The organism is Thermotoga sp. RQ7, from assembly GCF_000832145.1.
Taxonomy (GTDB): domain Bacteria; phylum Thermotogota; class Thermotogae; order Thermotogales; family Thermotogaceae; genus Thermotoga; species Thermotoga neapolitana.
Window position 1 is genome coordinate 1,159,211 of sequence record NZ_CP007633.1, and the last position, 16,691, is coordinate 1,175,901.

18 protein-coding genes are annotated in these 16,691 nt (G+C 46.2%); 4 read left to right on the top strand and 14 right to left on the bottom strand.

Translation table 11 applies throughout. The features are described from left to right. Nucleotide 1 precedes the first annotated feature (1 nt). The 12 genes from TRQ7_RS05795 to murB are packed head-to-tail and all read right to left on the bottom strand — an operon-like array spanning nt 2 to nt 10,617. Entirely contained in the window at nt 2-1,759 is a 1,758-nt protein-coding gene (locus TRQ7_RS05795; protein WP_038067270.1) for an LTA synthase family protein, read from the bottom strand. Nucleotides 1,760-1,762: 3 nt separating this feature from the next. Continuing rightward, the gene (locus TRQ7_RS05800) at nt 1,763-3,505 is read right to left on the bottom strand and encodes a peptidyl-prolyl cis-trans isomerase (RefSeq protein ID WP_015919385.1); all 1,743 of its coding nucleotides are present in this window, start codon (nt 3,503-3,505) and stop codon (nt 1,763-1,765) included. Beyond that, the gene (gene lysS, locus TRQ7_RS05805) at nt 3,502-5,010 is read right to left on the bottom strand and encodes a lysine--tRNA ligase (protein WP_015919386.1); all 1,509 of its coding nucleotides are present in this window, start codon (nt 5,008-5,010) and stop codon (nt 3,502-3,504) included. The genes TRQ7_RS05800 and lysS overlap by 4 nt, the downstream gene beginning before the upstream one ends. Before the next feature lie 13 nt (nt 5,011-5,023). Then, a complete protein-coding gene (gene greA, locus TRQ7_RS05810) occupies nt 5,024-5,494 on the bottom strand; it encodes a transcription elongation factor GreA (RefSeq protein ID WP_015919387.1) in 471 nt (156 codons plus the stop codon). Next, nucleotides 5,491-5,961, bottom strand: coding sequence for a transcriptional regulator NrdR (gene nrdR, locus TRQ7_RS05815; protein WP_015919388.1), 471 nt, complete (start codon nt 5,959-5,961; stop codon nt 5,491-5,493). The genes greA and nrdR overlap by 4 nt, the downstream gene beginning before the upstream one ends. After that, nucleotides 5,958-6,845: a DNA-binding protein WhiA gene (gene whiA / locus TRQ7_RS05820; RefSeq protein ID WP_144399099.1), complete on the bottom strand. Its 888-nt coding sequence runs from the start codon at nt 6,843-6,845 to the stop codon at nt 5,958-5,960. Before whiA ends, nrdR begins: the two co-directional genes overlap by 4 nt. Then, nucleotides 6,839-7,783, bottom strand: a complete 945-nt coding sequence (locus tag TRQ7_RS05825) for a YvcK family protein (protein WP_041437609.1) — start codon at nt 7,781-7,783, stop codon at nt 6,839-6,841. The genes whiA and TRQ7_RS05825 overlap by 7 nt, the downstream gene beginning before the upstream one ends. A 2-nt stretch (nt 7,784-7,785) precedes the next feature. Beyond that, nucleotides 7,786-8,631 carry an RNase adapter RapZ gene (gene rapZ / locus TRQ7_RS05830; RefSeq protein WP_015919391.1) on the bottom strand — a complete coding sequence of 282 codons (846 nt, stop codon included), beginning with the start codon at nt 8,629-8,631 and terminating at the stop codon, nt 7,786-7,788. Then, the gene (zapA, locus tag TRQ7_RS05835) at nt 8,628-8,894 is read right to left on the bottom strand and encodes a cell division protein ZapA (protein ID WP_015919392.1); all 267 of its coding nucleotides are present in this window, start codon (nt 8,892-8,894) and stop codon (nt 8,628-8,630) included. The genes rapZ and zapA overlap by 4 nt, the downstream gene beginning before the upstream one ends. Further along, nucleotides 8,872-9,138, bottom strand: coding sequence for a hypothetical protein (locus TRQ7_RS05840; protein ID WP_038067275.1), 267 nt, complete (start codon nt 9,136-9,138; stop codon nt 8,872-8,874). The genes zapA and TRQ7_RS05840 overlap by 23 nt, the downstream gene beginning before the upstream one ends. Before the next feature lie 19 nt (nt 9,139-9,157). Then, complete coding sequence (locus TRQ7_RS05845; protein ID WP_015919394.1) at nt 9,158-9,733, bottom strand: YigZ family protein; 576 nt, start codon at nt 9,731-9,733, stop codon at nt 9,158-9,160. Then, nucleotides 9,712-10,617: a UDP-N-acetylmuramate dehydrogenase gene (gene murB, locus TRQ7_RS05850; RefSeq protein WP_015919395.1), complete on the bottom strand. Its 906-nt coding sequence runs from the start codon at nt 10,615-10,617 to the stop codon at nt 9,712-9,714. Before murB ends, TRQ7_RS05845 begins: the two co-directional genes overlap by 22 nt. A 47-nt stretch (nt 10,618-10,664) precedes the next feature. Between murB and rlmN the strand changes: the two genes are divergently transcribed. From rlmN to rpe, 4 genes are read left to right on the top strand one after another with little or no spacing between them, the layout of a single operon-like run. Then, entirely contained in the window at nt 10,665-11,696 is a 1,032-nt protein-coding gene (rlmN, locus tag TRQ7_RS05855; protein WP_015919396.1) for a 23S rRNA (adenine(2503)-C(2))-methyltransferase RlmN, read from the top strand. Beyond that, nucleotides 11,693-12,307 (top strand): PASTA domain-containing protein, encoded by a 615-nt coding sequence (locus TRQ7_RS05860; RefSeq protein ID WP_041844210.1) that lies wholly within the window; start codon nt 11,693-11,695, stop codon nt 12,305-12,307. Before rlmN ends, TRQ7_RS05860 begins: the two co-directional genes overlap by 4 nt. Continuing rightward, nucleotides 12,304-13,191 carry a ribosome small subunit-dependent GTPase A gene (rsgA, locus tag TRQ7_RS05865; protein ID WP_144399100.1) on the top strand — a complete coding sequence of 296 codons (888 nt, stop codon included), beginning with the start codon at nt 12,304-12,306 and terminating at the stop codon, nt 13,189-13,191. The genes TRQ7_RS05860 and rsgA overlap by 4 nt, the downstream gene beginning before the upstream one ends. Then, a complete protein-coding gene (gene rpe, locus TRQ7_RS05870; protein WP_041844212.1) occupies nt 13,191-13,853 on the top strand; it encodes a ribulose-phosphate 3-epimerase in 663 nt (220 codons plus the stop codon). Before rsgA ends, rpe begins: the two co-directional genes overlap by 1 nt. Here rpe and mutS read toward each other — a convergent pair. Further along, nucleotides 13,822-16,206 (bottom strand): DNA mismatch repair protein MutS, encoded by a 2,385-nt coding sequence (mutS, locus tag TRQ7_RS05875; protein WP_041844213.1) that lies wholly within the window; start codon nt 16,204-16,206, stop codon nt 13,822-13,824. The genes rpe and mutS overlap by 32 nt on opposite strands. Then, complete coding sequence (locus tag TRQ7_RS05880; RefSeq protein ID WP_144399101.1) at nt 16,203-16,643, bottom strand: GNAT family N-acetyltransferase; 441 nt, start codon at nt 16,641-16,643, stop codon at nt 16,203-16,205. The genes mutS and TRQ7_RS05880 overlap by 4 nt, the downstream gene beginning before the upstream one ends. Between the last annotated feature and the right edge of the window lie 48 nt (nt 16,644-16,691).

The window sequence follows — 16,691 nt, forward strand, 5'->3', positions numbered from 1 at the left end:
TTCACTTTTTTGCGAAGTCTGAAATGGCCTTGCAATTTCTGAGGATGAAATATCTGGAAGCCTCTATCTGCTGTATGGCTTTCACGTATCCGTCCAGAAATTCCACGTAGTTTCTGTCCTCACCATTTTCAATGGCAAGACTCTTGTCCAGCCTACCGTCCCAGGAAACTATGAAGGTTCGGTCGTCGTCTATGAACGAGCCGTCCGGAACGTGATATCTCAGTGCAACAAAACCGTGGGATGTGTTCAAAAGATCGCGTCCCATGAAAAAGCCCTCCCTGTACTCTATACCCATAACGTTGAGGATCGTCGGCAGAAAATCGATCTGTCCACCTGTTGTCTTCACGATGCGGTGCACGCCGCTTCCTGGTATATGAATTGCGAAGGGAACGTTGAGAGCCTTCTCGAAGGTGTACTCTTCTCCCAGGATCTTTGGCATGTTGACTCTGACTTCTCTGTTGAACGGATACAGACCCGCATGATCACCGTAGAGAACGATCACCGAGTTGTCGTAGAGTCCTGTGCGTTTGAGTTCCTCAAGGAAAACTCCAAAGGCCTCATCCGCATAATGTATGGCCTGAAGATAGTGCCCAACTATGGTATCACTTATCTCTTCCGGAAGGTTCAGTTTCCTGTGCTCTTCAGGAATGACGAAGGGAGTGTGGCTCGATATGGTGATCAGAAAAGCGTAGAATGGTTTTGGTGAACTCTTTAGTTTTTGAACGGCCTGTTTGAAGAAAGAAACGTCTGCAAGCCCCATTCCAAAGATTTCGTCCTGTTTGAAATCTTCAAGGCTCACAAACTCATCAAATCCTATGTGCTTGTAAACCTCTTCTCTGTTCCAGAACCAGGCAACGTTTCCATGGAACACGATCGTGTGGTAGCCGTTCGACTTCATTATTTTTGGAAGTGTTGGAAGACCGATCACAGGGTACTCTTCGTAGACCACGGCATCGCCCAGGGTGTGAAGAGAGGTGTTCACGACAAACTCGGCGTCCGCCGTGTTTCCACTTCCCACCTGTTGATAACACCTTGAAAAGTAGATCGTGTCTCTATCTTTCAGAAAGGCGTTTATGTTCGGCGTGATCTCCTGTCCGTTCACCGTGAGTCCAACAACGAAGTTCTGGAGTGACTCCATCTGAACAACTATCACGTTCTTTCCTTTTCCAATCCCGAAGAATTTCTTCTGCAAGTTGTTTTCTCTTTCCTCCACTACGGGAACTTTTTCGGCTTTGTTTTCTCTCTTTTCTTGAGGAGAAAAGAGGTCAATTATATCCTGAAGGTGATAGGAAAACATACCGTATCTGTTGAAAACAAACTTCGGTTCCAGACGCTGAGATGTATGAATGGCTGCTATGAAAGTGAAGGAAATCAGTATCAGGCTCAGCGTGAGGAAACTGCCAGATTTTTCTCTCTCCTTAAAGAGAAACCACACAAAAGGAAGATCCGCCACAAAGAAAAGGGAATAAACGTCGATGAAGTATTTTATGTCCCCTCCAAGATCGCCCACCTGGGGAATCAGGGTTATTTCCCTTATGGAAGGAAGGTTTCCAAAATTCTGGAAATACAGATAATCAACGAAAAGCAAAAGGGAGAGCACAATGTAGAGGAATCTGTGCCCTCCCCTGAAGATCAGAAACAGTATCAAAAGCCAGCCAGCCGTACTGAAAACAATCGAAACGCTGAAAGAGTTCAAAGTGACCGCATAGAACAGAACCAGTTTAACGGCAAAAAGAACCATCAAAAAGTAACTGTTCATCGTTTATTCACCCGTTGCTGTAGAGGGTGTTGATTCTTCCGTTTCCAGTTCCTTCAAAAGCGATTCCACCTGGTTGTAGGCAGACTCATAATCCATGAAGCTTGGATCCAGGTTCTTCATCTCATCGAGGTAGAACTTTGCGGATGTTGGGTCCTTCAGTGCAAGACTCATATCGTAGAGCATGTAGTAAGAGTCGAGTCTCATATCCGTAGAAGCGTCCGTAGCGTTGGCCACGGTATAGAGTCCGAGCATGGTTCTGAGAACCTGATTTGGATCGTAGCTTCCCATCGACAAATAGGGCTTGATTTGATTGTACAGGTTGGAATAGTAGTTATATCTTATGTTGATGTCGTCTGGATTCATCTGGTACGCGTACTCAAGAACGTACGTGGAGGACGGGTAGTTGGAATAGAGGTAGTTTACAACGGTTCTTTTTCGGCTCTCCACTGTATTTTTCTCGTTTTCTAGTTCCTGCTTCTTTTTGGCGACTTCCTCGAGCGAAAGTTCCCCGTACTTTTTCACAAGGTCCTCATCGGGCTCTTGAGCGTTCTTGAGGGCTTCTTCGTACTGCGTCATTTCGGCTATCTGTTGAGTGAGATCCTGTATCTTCGTGTCGGAGAGAAGAACAAAGAGTGATTTCAACTCATCGGATACTTCCTCAACCAGCCTGTCTTCCTGGAAGAGAAGATTCGATAGTTTTTCGTAAAGTCCCTCTTCGTTTTTCAGGTATCTCCACCAGTACTCGAGCACCTGGTCGTTGAACACGTAGGACAGATTCTCTTCTCTCATGAATTCTTCCAGCCACTTCTGGAATTTTTCCTGCTCCAGTTTCGTTTTCACTTCACTGTACGCATCGCTGTTTTCAAAGGCGTTGAAATCTGTGAGGACCGAAGAGGTTTGCACCCTGAATACGTACCACTGGTCGAGGAAATAAAACGGTCCTACGATCGAACCTGGCGTGGCACTGAACAGAGCCGTGTCTATTTCTTCCGGGAAGATTCCCCTTGTGGCGTTTGAGAATGGCTGCACCGTGAGTCCCATACTGGAGGCAGCCTCATCGAAACCCATCTCGCTGGCTTTTGCCAGGAACTCCTGAACTGTTGAGCTGCTGTCGAACGATATGGCCTCCAGATCCACCCTGTCGTACTGGTTTTGAAGTTCTTCTTTGTTTTCCTCAAAGTACTGTTTTATCTCATCCTCACTGACAGCACCCACTGCTTCCTGGACCTTCTTCACTGTGAGTTGGACACGTATCTGCGGTTCAAGATAATCCTTCTCGTAGACTGAAAGGCTTCCATATCTTCTCTTTATTTGATCAAGCTGATTCTGATCGTTCTTTATCGTGTTAATGATACTCTTCACTTCCTGTTCTACTTCTTTTTTGGAGGGTTTTATGTTGTTTTTCTCCGCATAATAGAGGATCACCTTTTGCTGGAGGAACACATCCGCTATCAATGCCTTAAGCCTGGGTTCTTCAAACAGGGGATCTAAAGAGTTGATCCTGTAGGAACTGAGCAGATTTGAATAATAATCGTTCACTTCCCATGGCATGAGCCAGTAAGTAGGATCGGTGAGGGCCGTTCCATCTTTTGTGATGTAAGCAAGACTCTGGTCCAGGGTATAGTTCACGTTCCTTGAGGTGCCTCTCAGGTTTATCGACACAGACCACCAGATCATACCCGCAACGAAAGCGATGGCAATCGCCCAGATGATGACTCCCTGCCATTTTTTCATCCATTTTCTCATTCCATGACCCCTCCTTCGAATTCCGCCTCTTCTTCCTCAAATTTCTTCGGTTTCACAAGCGGGAAGGGAATGATATCCCTTATTGTGGGAGAATCTGTGATGAACATGAAGAGCCTGTCAAGACCGATACCAAGGCCACCGGTGGGAGGCATGCCGTACTCGAGGGCCCTTACAAAATCCAGGTCCATCATGTGGGCTTCCTCGTCGCCTTCTTCTCTCATCTTCATCTGCTCTAAAAATCTCTGATACTGATCGATGGGATCGTTCAATTCGCTGAAAGCGTTCGCAATCTCCCTTCCAAATATGATGAGTTCGAACCTTTCAGTGAGACGAGGATCCTCCCGATGTCTTTTCGCAAGCGGAGAGATGTCAACGGGATGATCGATGATGAACGTGGGGTTCACTAGTTCTTCCTCGACGATGTCTCTGAGTTTGTCTATGAGGTGTGCTCTGTTCTTTATTTCCACCTCAACACCGTGTTCTTCCAGTTTTTTCAGAAGAACTTCATCGCTGTCTTCGAGGATGTCAACTCCGAGTTTTTCTTTGAGAAAGTCCCTCATTCTCACCCTTCTCCAGGGAGGAGTGAAGTCTATTTCCTTACCCTGGTATGTGATCTTCAGAGTTCCACAAGTTCTTTTCACCACTTCCACTATCAGTTCTTCGGTGAGATTCATCATATCGTTGTAGTCTGCATACGCCTGGTATATTTCGATGCTTGTGAACTCAGGACTGTGCTTGTACGAAATTCCTTCGTTCCTGAAGTTTTTGCCTATTTCGTATATTTTTTCAAAACCACCGACGATCAGCCTCTTCAGATAGAGCTCCGGGGCTATTCTCAGGTACATGTCGACGTCGAAGACGTTCAGGTGCGTGACGAACGGTCTTGCCTCTGCACCACCGGTGACATAATGCAATATCGGTGTTTCAACCTCCACGAATCCTCTGCTGTTCAGGAACTCCCTGATTACTCTCATTGCTTCGAACCTTTTCTTGAACCTCTCAATTGCTTCATCGCTCATGATCAGTTCCAGATACCTCTGTCTGTAGATGATCTCTTTGTCTTTGATACCGTGCCACTTCTCTGGAAGAGGTCTCAAGGCTTTGCTCAGGAGTGTGAAATCTTCCACGTAGATCGTGAGTTCTCCCGTTTTACTCTTGAACGGAAAACCTCTTACTCCGACGAAGTCTCCTATCTTCACGTGTTTTTTGAAAAGCCCCATCCTGTCCTTCCCAACGGCATCTGCTCTTATGTAGGCCTGTATCCTTCCCGTGTCGTCCTTCAGATGGAAGAAGGCCGTTTTTCCATGATGACGTATGGACATCACCCTGCCGGCAAAACTCAGTTTTTCGCTCTCCTGCACCTCTCCAGCTTGAAGGTGGTCGTATTTTTCTTTTATCTCTGAAGCCGACATTTCTTTCTCAAAACGATAGGGATAGGGTTCTATGTTCATGGAACGAAGTTCTTGAATTTCTCTGATGCGTTGTTCTTTGAACTCTTTGAGCACAAAACCACCTCCATTACCTGTTCGTTACCTCTACCACCTGATACCTCTGAACTCCACCCGGAGCCTTTACCTTAACGATGTCTCCCACTTTTCTTCCAAGAAGACTCTTTCCAAGCGGAGAATCTGCGCTCAGCTTCTGGGCAAAGAAATCAGCCTCCTGTGGGGTGACGATCCTGAACTTGTGCTCTTCTCCCGTATCGAGGTTTCTTATGGTAACCCACTTTCCGAGGGTCACCTCATCTCCTTCCTCCGAGTCTTCTATGATCTCAGCGTTGCTCAGGATTTGTTCGATTTCCATAATTCTGCTTCCCACGCGGCCCTGCTCGTTTTTCGCCGCTTCGTACTCGGAGTTTTCAGAAAGGTCTCCCAGTTCTCTGGCTTCCTTTATTCTTTCGGAGATCTCGTACATGAATTTTCTTTTCAATTCCTCCAGTTCCTGTTTCAGTTTTTCGTACCCCTCACGTGTGAGACGCACCTTTTTCATTTCCCTTCGCCCTCCTTTTCCCTTTTGAGTTCCTTCACGATCTCCAGAAATTGATCAACTTCCCGGAAATCACGGTAAACGGATGCAAACCTCACGTACGCAACCTGGTCGAGTTTTTTCAACTCTTCCATGACGAGTTCTCCTATTTTTTTCGTCTCCACTTCGAAGAGGCCTTCTTCCCGAAGTTTCAGACAGATTCTGTTCACTGCTTCCTCTATCTGGTCGTAGGTGACAGGTCTTTTCTCACAGGCTTTTATCATACCATTTTTTATCTTGTTCCTATCGAATTTTTCTCTTCTGCCGTCCTTTTTTATGACGAGAACGGGGGCTTCCTCGTACCTTTCGTAGGTGGTGAATCTTCTGCCACATGAGATGCACTCTCTTCTTCTCCTGATGGCGGCACCATCTAGAGTCGGCCGTGAGTCCAGAACCCTCGTATCCATGGAACCACAAAACGGGCACCTCATTTTACATCACCGAACCTTTCGGCTATTTTAATGATCCTTTTCAACTTGGAGTACAGTTGAGACTTTGTAAGGTTCAACCTCTTTCCAAGTTCTCTCAAAGACAATTCTTTGTTCATCAAACGGGCAAAGGCCACTTTTCTCAGATCTTCCGGCAATTTATCCAGTCCCATCCTCCTCTGTATGAGTTCTATCGCCTTCACCTGTCTTGCCGTGCTCTCAGCAGTTCTGACAGCGTTTGCTTCTATGAAATTCACCGTTCTGTTCACATCGCTTATCACCCTTCGTTCCGTCACTATCCGTTCTATCTCTCTCAGTTTCTCCTGAACACCAATGGCCTCGAGAAAGGTCATTATGTCTCTTATAGATTTTATATAAAGCTTTCTCGTGTTTGGGAGCTCCACCACACCGGAGTTTACGTTAAAAAAGAATTTCAAGGCTTTTTTTGTGGATAAAAGAACGTCTTCTTCGAACAGGTTGATTTCCAGATGATAATGATGTTTTGGATCCGTCATGGAACCTCCTCCAAGGAACAGGCCCCTCAGAAATGACACAAATAGAGCAACATCAGAAAAAGGATCGATCTGCATGAAACTTTCCGAATATTCGGTCATGATTTTTATGAATCTCTTCCTTATGTTGTGGGATTTCTCCACGACTATCTCCACAACGGGAACGGATATGTACTTCATTAAGTTCAAAAGCCGCCTCGAGGCGGCAAAGGAATGGAGTGAAAAGACGAGTTGCCTCTTTTTGACGTCGAAATCTCCCCTCGCCTTTATAAAGCCAAGAAGTTCTGATCTGGCCTCATCGCGACTTCCAAAAGGTATTTTAACGAGTTCTTCCTTTATCTCTTCTGAAAAAGTGCGCCTCAGAAGGATCACCACCTCGAGATCCTCTCTATAACACCGGCAAGTCTCAGAAAATCATGACGTACCTTTTTCTTTCCGTCCAGTGGATCTACGATCTCTGTCAGAAGGGGTTCTGCGATGATCGTGTTCTGCGTGTTCTCCACATCTATCTCTACAAAATCACTCCCTTCTTTTCTGTACCTTTCGAGAACTTCTGGAGATGGTCTTTTTGTGTTCACCACCACAAAATCCACTTTCTCTTCGAGATATCTTTCGAGTTCTCTTACGTGATCGGAAACCCTGTAGCCTGTTGTCTCACCGGGTTGTGTCATGAGATTGCATATATAAACCTTCCTGGCTTTTGATCTCTTTATCGCTTCTTTCACACCCTTTACCAGTACGTTGGTTATGATGCTCGTGTAGAGGCTTCCTGGTCCGAACACGATCATCTCCGCCTCAGATATCGCTTCCGTCACTCCAGGCAGAGCCTCTATAGATCTGTCGAGCCATACTTTCACTATCTTTCCATTCTTTTTGACTATGTTTGTTTCGCCCACCACTTCTTCTCCGTCTTCGAACCTTGCCACAAGTCTTGCGTGATCTTCACTCACGGGAAGCACCCTTCCTTTTATGGCCAGCACCTTCTCCAGGGTTCTTATGGCTTCAGAGAAGCTTCCTTCGATCTTGGTGAGTGCTGCTATGATGAGGTTTCCAAGACTGTGCCCTTTCAAAGATCCTTCCATGAAACGGTAGTTCATGAGTTTTGCCAGAAGGTCCTCATCTTCAGCGAGTGCAACGATGTTGTTTCTGACGTCACCCGGTGGAGGCACGTTCAGTTCTTTCCTGAGTTTTCCCGAGCTTCCCCCCTCATCCGTTACGGAAACGACAGCGGTTATCTCGAAGGATGAAAGGTGTTTTAAGCCCTTCAGCAGGGTGGAAAGTCCCGTACCTCCCCCTATCGTGACCACCTTCATCTTCACACCTTCTCCAGATCTCTGTGTTTTTCAACAACCGAAAACCCTTCTTTTTTCAGCATTTCAGCGATTTTGTGGGCGATGTAGACGGATCTATGCCTCCCACCGGTACATCCGATACCCACCGTCACGATTCTTCTACCGGATCTTTGATATTCCTTCACCGCTACGTTTACCACCTCGAAAATCTTATACACGAATTCGTCTACAAGAGAGTATTTTTTGAAATACTCCTCCACTTCCCTGTCAAGGCCTGTCTTATGGGAAAGCTCAGGCACATAGTGAGGATTGGGAAGAAATCGCGCATCGAATATGAAATCCGCGTCCATTGGTATTCCATGTTTGAATCCAAAACTCAATATTCTGACGGAGATCCCACCGGACTGGTTCATGAGTGATTGTCCCAGGATTTCCCTCAACTGGTGAGAAGTCATCTTTGTTGTGTCTATTACAAAGTCGGCCATTTCTTTAATTGGCAGCAGAATCTGTCTCTCTTTTTCAATGGCCTCTTCGAGTCCAACATCGTTTCTCTGAAGAGGGTGTCTTCTTCGGGTCAGTGCGTATCTTCTCAAAAGCTCTTCTTTTGAAGCCTCAAGGAAAACGATCAAAGCGTTTGTTTTTTTCTTTATCTTCTCTATCGCTTCAACGGGATCACTGAAATGTTCGCTTCGCACGTCCACTGCTATCGCCATCTTTTCAAGGTCTGAACTCATGAAGAGTTTCAGGAGTTCCTCCAGTATGCTTCCAGGCACGTTGTCCACACAGAAATATCCGAGATCTTCAAGAAAACCCATAGCGGTCGTTTTTCCTGCACCGGATAGACCCGTTACCACAACTACCCGCTTCAAGGTACATCTTCACCGTCCTTTAAGACGTAAGAGATCTTCTTTTTGAGTTCCCTGATCTTTTCTGCCATCTTCATGTTCTCCAGAACGGCGTTTGCCAGCATGACAAAGAGGATGTGATCTATCCCCACCTCGTCCACATATTCTTCGTATCGTTTGAAATCCTTCTCTATCCTTTCTATGGTTCTTCTCACTATCTCCGTGTCTTCGTCTGTGATCAGGTTGTACACTCGCTTTCCAAGTCTAACGCTCACTTTCTTCTTCATCCTGTATCATCTCCTGATTGGCCGTGAAGGAGAGGAATCTTTGAATCTTTTCCACCAGAGTGTTCAGAGAACGCTTGTGGTTTTCCAGTGTCTTTTCCAGTTGTTCCTTTTCTTTTTCAAGAACGAGAATTTTCTCGTTGAGTTGTTTTACTTTGCTCCACAGTTCTCTGTTCTCTTCCTTGAGTTTTCTGTAGTTTTCTATCATTGTGTCGAGCATCTTTTCCAGATCCTCGATCTCTTTCATCACATTCCCCCCTTCGTGACTATATTAACACATCCCGAACCGTTTTTGGGTTCAGTTCTTCAGGCACTTCGACGCCTCGGAGCAGAAACCTTGCACCCGTTTCCGTGTAGTTCATCTCCACAAGATCCAGTTTTTTCGTCTCGATGATCCTGAATACACCGTTCAGTTCGGAGAAAGTGGCTTCAACCTCAAACTCTTTCATGAGGCTGAGTGGCCGCAATTTTGCCCCATTCACCGCAAGTTCTGCTGCTGTTGAATATGCCTCTATGAGCCCTCTGACACCCAGTTTCACTCCTCCAAAGTACCTTGTGACCACGATGGCAGTGTTCATCAGATTGTGCTTTTTCAGAACACCAAGGATCGGCCTTCCAGCCGTTCCACCGGGCTCTCCATCGTCTGAGTAGTGCTCGAGTATTCCCTCTGTTGAAAAAATCCTGTACGCCCAGCAGTTGTGTGTGGCATCTCTTTTCGAAATTTCCTTCAGTTTTTTGCGGAAATCCTTCTCATCTTTCACAGGAAACACTGTTGCGTAGAACTCCGATCTTTTCACGTTGATCCTTTCGCTGTGTGGACTCACAACCGTTTTCCACTCCACCAGATCTCTACCTCCGTTTCCAGATCAACTCCATATCTTTCCTTCACCTTTTTCTTCACAAAATCTATGAGATGGATCACATCCCTGAAGGTTGCGTTTCCGATGTTCACAATGAAACCTGCGTGTTTCTTCGATATCTGTGCTCCTCCGATCGTGTACCCTTTCAATCCCAGGGACTCTATTGCTTTTCCCACGTAAAAATCGTTTCTGGGACGTTTGAAGACACTGCCAGCACTCGGCAAATCGATTGGCTGCTTTTCCAGACGTTTCTCCAGAAAGTCATCCATTCTCCTTTTTATGAGGTCTTTTTTTCCCCTTCTAAAGCGCATTTCAACGCGTGTTATGATCATCTTTTCTCTCCTGAAAACACTGTCTCTGTACCCAAAGAACAGATCGCTTTTCGAAAGCCAGTATCTTTTCCCTTCCCTCAAAACTTCGACTGCCTCAACGAACTCTCCGATCTCTTTCCCATACGCCCCTGCATTCATGTACACGGCTCCACCGACACTTCCGGGAATTCCGTACGCAAACTCGAGCCCTTCGAGTTCTGTCTCCATCAGTACCAGACAGAGTCTCTTCAACGGCGTTCCACTTTCAACGACAACTTTCTCTCCTTTGATCTCCACATGATTGAGCCGTTCCGTCTTCAAAACAGCAATTTCAAGGTCTTCATCCTGAACCAGAAGATTCGTTCCAAGTCCCATAATCTGAAACGGAATGTTTCTACCCAAAAGTTCAACCGCTTTTTCCAGGGATACAACATCGTTTGGAAGAACTAAATACCTGACCTTTCCACCTATTTTCATACTGGTATGACAGGATAGTCTTTCGAACATCCTGACATCGCACCCTACTTTGTAGAGATCAGAGAACAATTTGTCCAATTTACATTCCCTCCTTATAGTATAATTTCAAACTGGGAGGTGTTGACTTGAAAAACTTACTCGATCTTTCCTACGATGAACTGGTCAGCGAGATCACCAGTCTTGGTCTGGAGCGCTACAGAGCGGATCAAATTCTGGACTGGGTGTTCGACAAAAAAGTGAATAACTTCGACGAAATGACGAACCTTTCAAAACAGCATCGTGCTCTGTTGAAAGAGCACTTCACCATTCCTTTCCTGAAACTTCTGGAAAAGAGGGTTTCCAAGATAGATGGTACCACCAAATTCCTGTGGGAACTCGAAGATGGTAACACGATAGAGTCTGTGATGATCTTCCATCCAGGCAGAATAACAGCGTGTATCTCCACACAGGTTGGTTGCCCTGTCGGGTGCACGTTCTGTGCCACAGGAATGAGCGGATTTGTGCGAAATCTCACCACAGGAGAGATCGTTTCACAGATCCTGTCCATGGAGAAAGAAGAGGGAAAGAAGATAGGAAACGTTGTTTACATGGGAATGGGAGAGCCATTGCTCAACTACGAGAACACGATAAAGAGCATAAGAATCCTCAACCACAAAAAGATGGGAAACATAGGAATCAGAAGGATCACGATCTCGACTGTGGGAATACCAGAGAAGATCATCCAGCTGGCCGACGAAGGACTCGATGTGAAACTTGCGCTTTCTCTTCACGCTCCGACAAACTTCAAGAGAGATCAGCTTGTCCCGCTGAACAGGAAGTATTCTGTGGAGGAGATTTTGAACGCCATCAAGGTGTACCAGATGAAGACGGGAAAGCGAGTGACAATAGAGTACGTTCTGATAAGAGGTGTGAACGACGAGATAAGTGATGCAAAAAAACTCGCTGAAATCCTCAAAGGACTGAAGGTGTTCGTCAACCTGATCCCTGTGAACCCGACTGTGGCTGGCCTTTCGAAACCTTCCAGACAGCGTATACTGGCTTTCAAAAGAATACTGCTCGAAAACGGTATAGAAGCAGAAATCAGACAGGAAAAGGGTAGTGACATCGAGGCTGCATGCGGCCAGCTGAGATTGAAGAGAAAAGTCTCATCGCCATGAAAGTTTTCCTTGGAATATTGACGGGTGTTGTCACAGGAGGGTTGCTTTTTCTCCTCACGATCAAGTTGTACCAGAACCAGTTTGTGATAGTTCCTGATGTTACGGGACTTTCAGGAACGAGAGCCTGTGAAAAATTGAAAGAATCCGGACTGCTATGTGATAGAGCATCCACGGAGACGGTGGTCGATACGTATCCTCAAAGTGTTTCGAAGGTCAAGAAGGGAAGAATCATAAACCTGTACTACGAAAATCCTTTGAAGGACGTTATACCTCGTTTTGTGGGTGTGAAGCTTTCGGTGGTAGAGGAGATTTTGAACAAACTGGGGTGGAACTACGAAGTCGTTCGATTTCCCTTCGGTGAAGAAAAAGATAAAGTGCTTGCCACCTATCCTGAAGCAGGAAAACTCTACAACGGAAAATTGACTCTTCTTGTGGACACAGGAGAAAAGGAAGAGTATTTCGTTGTGGAAAATTATGTAGGGAAGAGTCCATCCGATGTAGAAAAAGAAGACAACGTAATTTTCGTTGGAAGCGGTAGCAGGGTGGTGTCTCAGTATCCACCAGCCGGATCCATCGCAACGGAAGTCATATTGATCCTCGGGGAGGAATGATCTTGAGAAGAAGAGGTATCGTGCTGAGTTTTCACTCGAACATGGTTACGGTCGAGGACGAAGAAACTGGGGAAAGGCTTCTCTGTAAGTTGAGAGGGAAGTTTCGTTTGCAGAATCTGAAGATATACGTTGGAGACAGAGTGGAGTACACACCGGACGGCACGGGATCCGGTGTGATAGAGAACGTTCTTCACAGGAAGAACTTGCTCGTAAAGCCACATGTTGCGAACGTGGATCAGGCCATTCTTGTTGTCACCGTTAAGATGCCAGAAACCTCGACCTACATCATCGACAAGTTCTTGGTCCTCACCGAGAAAAACGAACTGGAAACCGTTCTTGTCATAAACAAGATGGATATATACGACGAAGAAGATCTCAAAAAGGTAAAAGAATTGGAACGTATCTACTCAAAGCTTTACCCGATCGTGAAAACGAGTGCGAAAACGGGAATGGGCATCGAAGAGCTCAAGGAATATCTGAAAGGGAAAATCAGTACCATGGCAGGGTTGTCTGGTGTCGGAAAGAGCAGTCTTCTCAACGCGATAAATCCCGGCTTGAAACTTCGAGTAAGTGAAGTCTCTCAAAAACTCCAGCGAGGAAGACACACCACCACCTCCACCCAGCTTCTGAGATTTGATTTTGGAGGCTATGTGGTTGACACTCCGGGCTTTGCAAACCTTGAGATAGGTGACATAGAACCAGAAGAGTTGAAATATTACTTTAAAGAATTCAATGAAAAGCAGTGTTTCTTCTCCGACTGTAATCACATAGACGAGCCAGAATGTGGTGTGAAGGAAGCCGTGGAAAATGGTGAAATCGCTGAAAGCCGCTACGAAAACTACGTGAAGATGTTTCACGAACTTCTGGGAAGGGGGAAAAGTTGATGGTAAAGATCGCCGCTTCAATCCTTGCGTGTGATCTTGCAAGACTCGCCGATGAGGTAAAAAGAGTGGAAGAACACATAGACATGGTTCACTTCGATGTCATGGACGGACACTTCGTTCCGAACATCTCGTTCGGATTGCCCGTTCTCAAAGCCCTGAGAAAAGAAACCAGCCTTCCTATAAGTGTTCATCTGATGATCACAAATCCAGAGGACTATGTGGACCGCTTCGTGGAAGAGGGAGCGGACATGGTGGCGGTCCACTACGAGACAACGCCGCATCTTCACAGGATAGTACACAGGATAAAGGATCTCGGGGCGAAGGCGTTCGTCGCCCTCAACCCACACACACCGGTTTTTCTACTGTCTGAGATCATAACGGATGTGGATGGCGTACTCGTGATGAGTGTGAACCCGGGCTTTTCTGGTCAGAGATTCATCGCGAGGAGTCTGGAAAAGATAAGGAGTCTGAAGAAGATGATAAGGGATCTGGGGCTCGAAACGGAGATCATGGTCGATGGTGGTGTCAACGAAGAAAACGCTTCAATCCTGATAAAGAACGGTGCGACGATCCTCGTGATGGGGTACGGTATCTTCAGAAACGAAAACTACGTGGAACTGGTGAAATCTATCAAGCGGGAAAGAGAGGAATCTGCTGACTGAATTTCTTCACTTTTTCATTTCTCTGACTCTTTGTTTTGAGGCCCTTTTCCATTATCTCAAAGGCCCTCCTTATGACGTTCTCTGGAATACCTGCGATCCTTGCCACCTCTATACCGTAACTCCTGTCCGCCACTCCATCCACGACCCTGTGGGTGAACACCACGTTGCTTCCCTCTTCCTTTACAAGGATCGTTTTGTTCTGAACCTGAGGGAAGGAGTTTTCCAGATTCGTCAGCTCGATGAAGTGTGTGGCAAAGAGGACCTTGCATCCTCTGGAGATGAGTTCTTCGGAAATTGCCCATGCGATGCTGATGCCATCCTGTGTGCCAGTTCCCCTTCCCACTTCGTCCAGTAGAACCAGACTCTTTTTTGTGGCCTTTAAAAGAATGAGCGCCATTTCATTCATTTCAACAAGGAACGTGCTCCGGCCACCAGCAAGATCGTCCCTTGCTCCCATCCTCGTGAATATCCTGTCGAACACGGGAAGAACTGCCTTTTTCGCCGGAACAAAGGAGCCGATCTGTGCCATGAGAGAGATGAGTCCCACCTGTCTTATGAAAGTGGATTTCCCGCTCATGTTTGGGCCGGTTATCACCGTGAACCTCTTTTCATCGTCCATGTAGAGATCGTTTTCCACAAAATCACGTGTGAATCTTTCAACGACCGGATGTCTTCCGCCGATTATCTCCATCCTATCCTCGGAAAAGGTGGGCCTCGTGTAGTTGTAGAGAATCGCATCGTAGGCCAGGGTGGCGAGCACGTCTATCCTGGCGAGTTCTTCTGAAATCTCAAGGAGAGTCTCCTTGTGTTTTTTCACTTCTTCGCACACATTCCTGAAGAGTTCCTTTTCGAGTTCTTCTATCCTTTCCTTTGCGGCCATTATCTTTGTTTCGAATTCTTTCAATTCCGGTGTGGTGAATCTCTCGGAGTTCACAAGGGTCTGTTTCCTTTCGTAATCTTCGGGTACCTTGTCCAGGTTTGCCTTCGTCACCTCAATGTAGTAACCAAAGACCTGGTTGTATCCAACTTTGAGTTTCTGTATTCCCGTTTTTTCTCTTTCCCTTTCCTCGAACTCTTTCAATTTCTCTTCGGAGTGCTCGAGAAGATCCCTGTACTCGTCCAGTTCCGGGGAAAACCCTCTTTTTATCACCTTTCCTTCTCCCGGACTGCCCGCAGGGTCGTCTTCGATGGCTTTACAGAGAAGATCGAAGAGAGAGTCTGGAAAGTTGAGTTTTTCGAAGAAGTCGAAATTTGATAGCTCCTCGTTCAGTTCCGGCACGACACTCAAGGTCTCCCTCAGTGCCACAAGATCTCTCGGAATAGCCCGGTTGTACTCCACCCTTGAGACGATCCTTTCAACGTCTCGCACCCTGGAAAGAAGATTTCTGATCTGTTCCAGTTTCAGCCTGTCCTCCTTCAATTTCTCAACGGCGTTGAGTCTGTCCTCTATCTGCTGTCTATCGGTCAGTGGATGAAGGATCCACTTCTTCAGAAGCCTTGCACCCATGGGTGTTTCTGTGTGGTTCAGAACATCGAAGAGGTTCTTTCCCTTCTCACCAGGAATGAGGGAGAGATTCTCCACCGTGGCAGAGTCGAGTATCATGAAGTTCTTTCTGGAAATGGTGACTGGTGGTTTCAGGTTCAATTTTTCAGAGATCATCGTGTATTTGATGTACTTTATCAAAGCCGAAAGTGATTTCATGGCAAGCGAAGAGAGTTCGAAGTGGTGTATGTCCTCTATTCCATAGATCCTTTTCACTTCCTCTTCGGGCTCGGAGAAGTACCATTCATCGATAACTTCGATGTATACGCCGGGAAGCTTTTCTCTCACCTCCGATTCGAGACCTTCCGGACAGACGATTTCAGATACAGAGTAGGCCTTCATCAGGTCCAGGACTTCCTGTTCATCGATGCTTTCATGAATCAACACCTCTCCGGTAGAAACATCGCAGAACACGGCACAGTATTTCTCTTTTTCCCTGACAAGGACAACCATGTAGTTGTTCGTTTCACTGAGGAACTCGTCTTCCACTATAGCTCCAGGAGTTACAACACGTGTGACCTCCCTCCTGATGAGTTTTTTCGATTTTGAAGGCTCTTCCATCTGATCACAGATGGCGACCTTGTAGCCTGCCTCAACCAGTTTTTTCAGGTAGGTGTTCAGAGCATGGTACGGTATCCCCGCCATGGGAGCATCCTGTCTTTTTGTGAGAACGATGTTCAAAACCTTCGACACGGTCTTGGCGTCTTCGAAGAACGCCTCGTAAAAATCTCCCAGACGAAACAGAAGGATGGAATCCTTATACTGTTCTTTTATCTTCAGGTACTGTTCCATGAGAGGTGTCATCTTCATCGTTCCACCACCTTTTCCATTCTCACGTGCGGAATGTTCGCTTCGTAGAATATCTCCCCTTTTACCTCGTATCCAAGCCTTTCGTAAAATCCTTTCACTTGGATTTGAGCGTTCAGAACGAGTTTTTTCGCTCCTTTCGATACGAGTTCTCTTTCCACCTCTTTCATGAGAAATCTGCCATAACCCTTTCCGCGTTCTTCCTTTAAAATTGCAACGCGCTCTATCTTGAAAATCCCTTTGCCGATTCTTCTTATCCTGGAGACACCCACGTACTTTCCGTTCACTTCCAGAAGAGCATGCAGACTTTCTGGATCTTTTCCATCCAGTTCGTCTTCCTCTGATACCTTCTGCTCTTCTATGAACACCTTTCTTCTGATCTCAAACGCCTTTTCCATGAGATCACTGCCACCTTCGAAAAAGATCACACGCACCCTCATCACCTCTCAGGATATTTTAACTCCAGGTGGTAGAATTTCCAGGAAGGG

Bases quoted from the DNA above. Each gene is read 5' to 3' on its own strand.
- TRQ7_RS05795 (WP_038067270.1), bottom strand. From the start codon at position 1,759: ATGAACAGTTACTTTTTGATGGTTCTTTTTGCCGTTAAACTGGTTCTG.
- TRQ7_RS05800 (WP_015919385.1), bottom strand. From the start codon at position 3,505: ATGAGAAAATGGATGAAAAAATGGCAGGGAGTCATCATCTGGGCGATT.
- greA (WP_015919387.1), bottom strand. From the start codon at position 5,494: ATGAAAAAGGTGCGTCTCACACGTGAGGGGTACGAAAAACTGAAACAG.
- nrdR (WP_015919388.1), bottom strand. From the start codon at position 5,961: ATGAGGTGCCCGTTTTGTGGTTCCATGGATACGAGGGTTCTGGACTCA.
- TRQ7_RS05825 (WP_041437609.1), bottom strand. From the start codon at position 7,783: ATGAAGGTGGTCACGATAGGGGGAGGTACGGGACTTTCCACCCTGCTG.
- zapA (WP_015919392.1), bottom strand. From the start codon at position 8,894: ATGAAGAAGAAAGTGAGCGTTAGACTTGGAAAGCGAGTGTACAACCTG.
- TRQ7_RS05840 (WP_038067275.1), bottom strand. From the start codon at position 9,138: ATGAAAGAGATCGAGGATCTGGAAAAGATGCTCGACACAATGATAGAA.
- TRQ7_RS05860 (WP_041844210.1), top strand. From the start codon at position 11,693: ATGAAAGTTTTCCTTGGAATATTGACGGGTGTTGTCACAGGAGGGTTG.
- rsgA (WP_144399100.1), top strand. From the start codon at position 12,304: ATGATCTTGAGAAGAAGAGGTATCGTGCTGAGTTTTCACTCGAACATG.
- rpe (WP_041844212.1), top strand. From the start codon at position 13,191: ATGGTAAAGATCGCCGCTTCAATCCTTGCGTGTGATCTTGCAAGACTC.
- mutS (WP_041844213.1), bottom strand. From the start codon at position 16,206: ATGAAGATGACACCTCTCATGGAACAGTACCTGAAGATAAAAGAACAG.
- TRQ7_RS05880 (WP_144399101.1), bottom strand. From the start codon at position 16,643: ATGAGGGTGCGTGTGATCTTTTTCGAAGGTGGCAGTGATCTCATGGAA.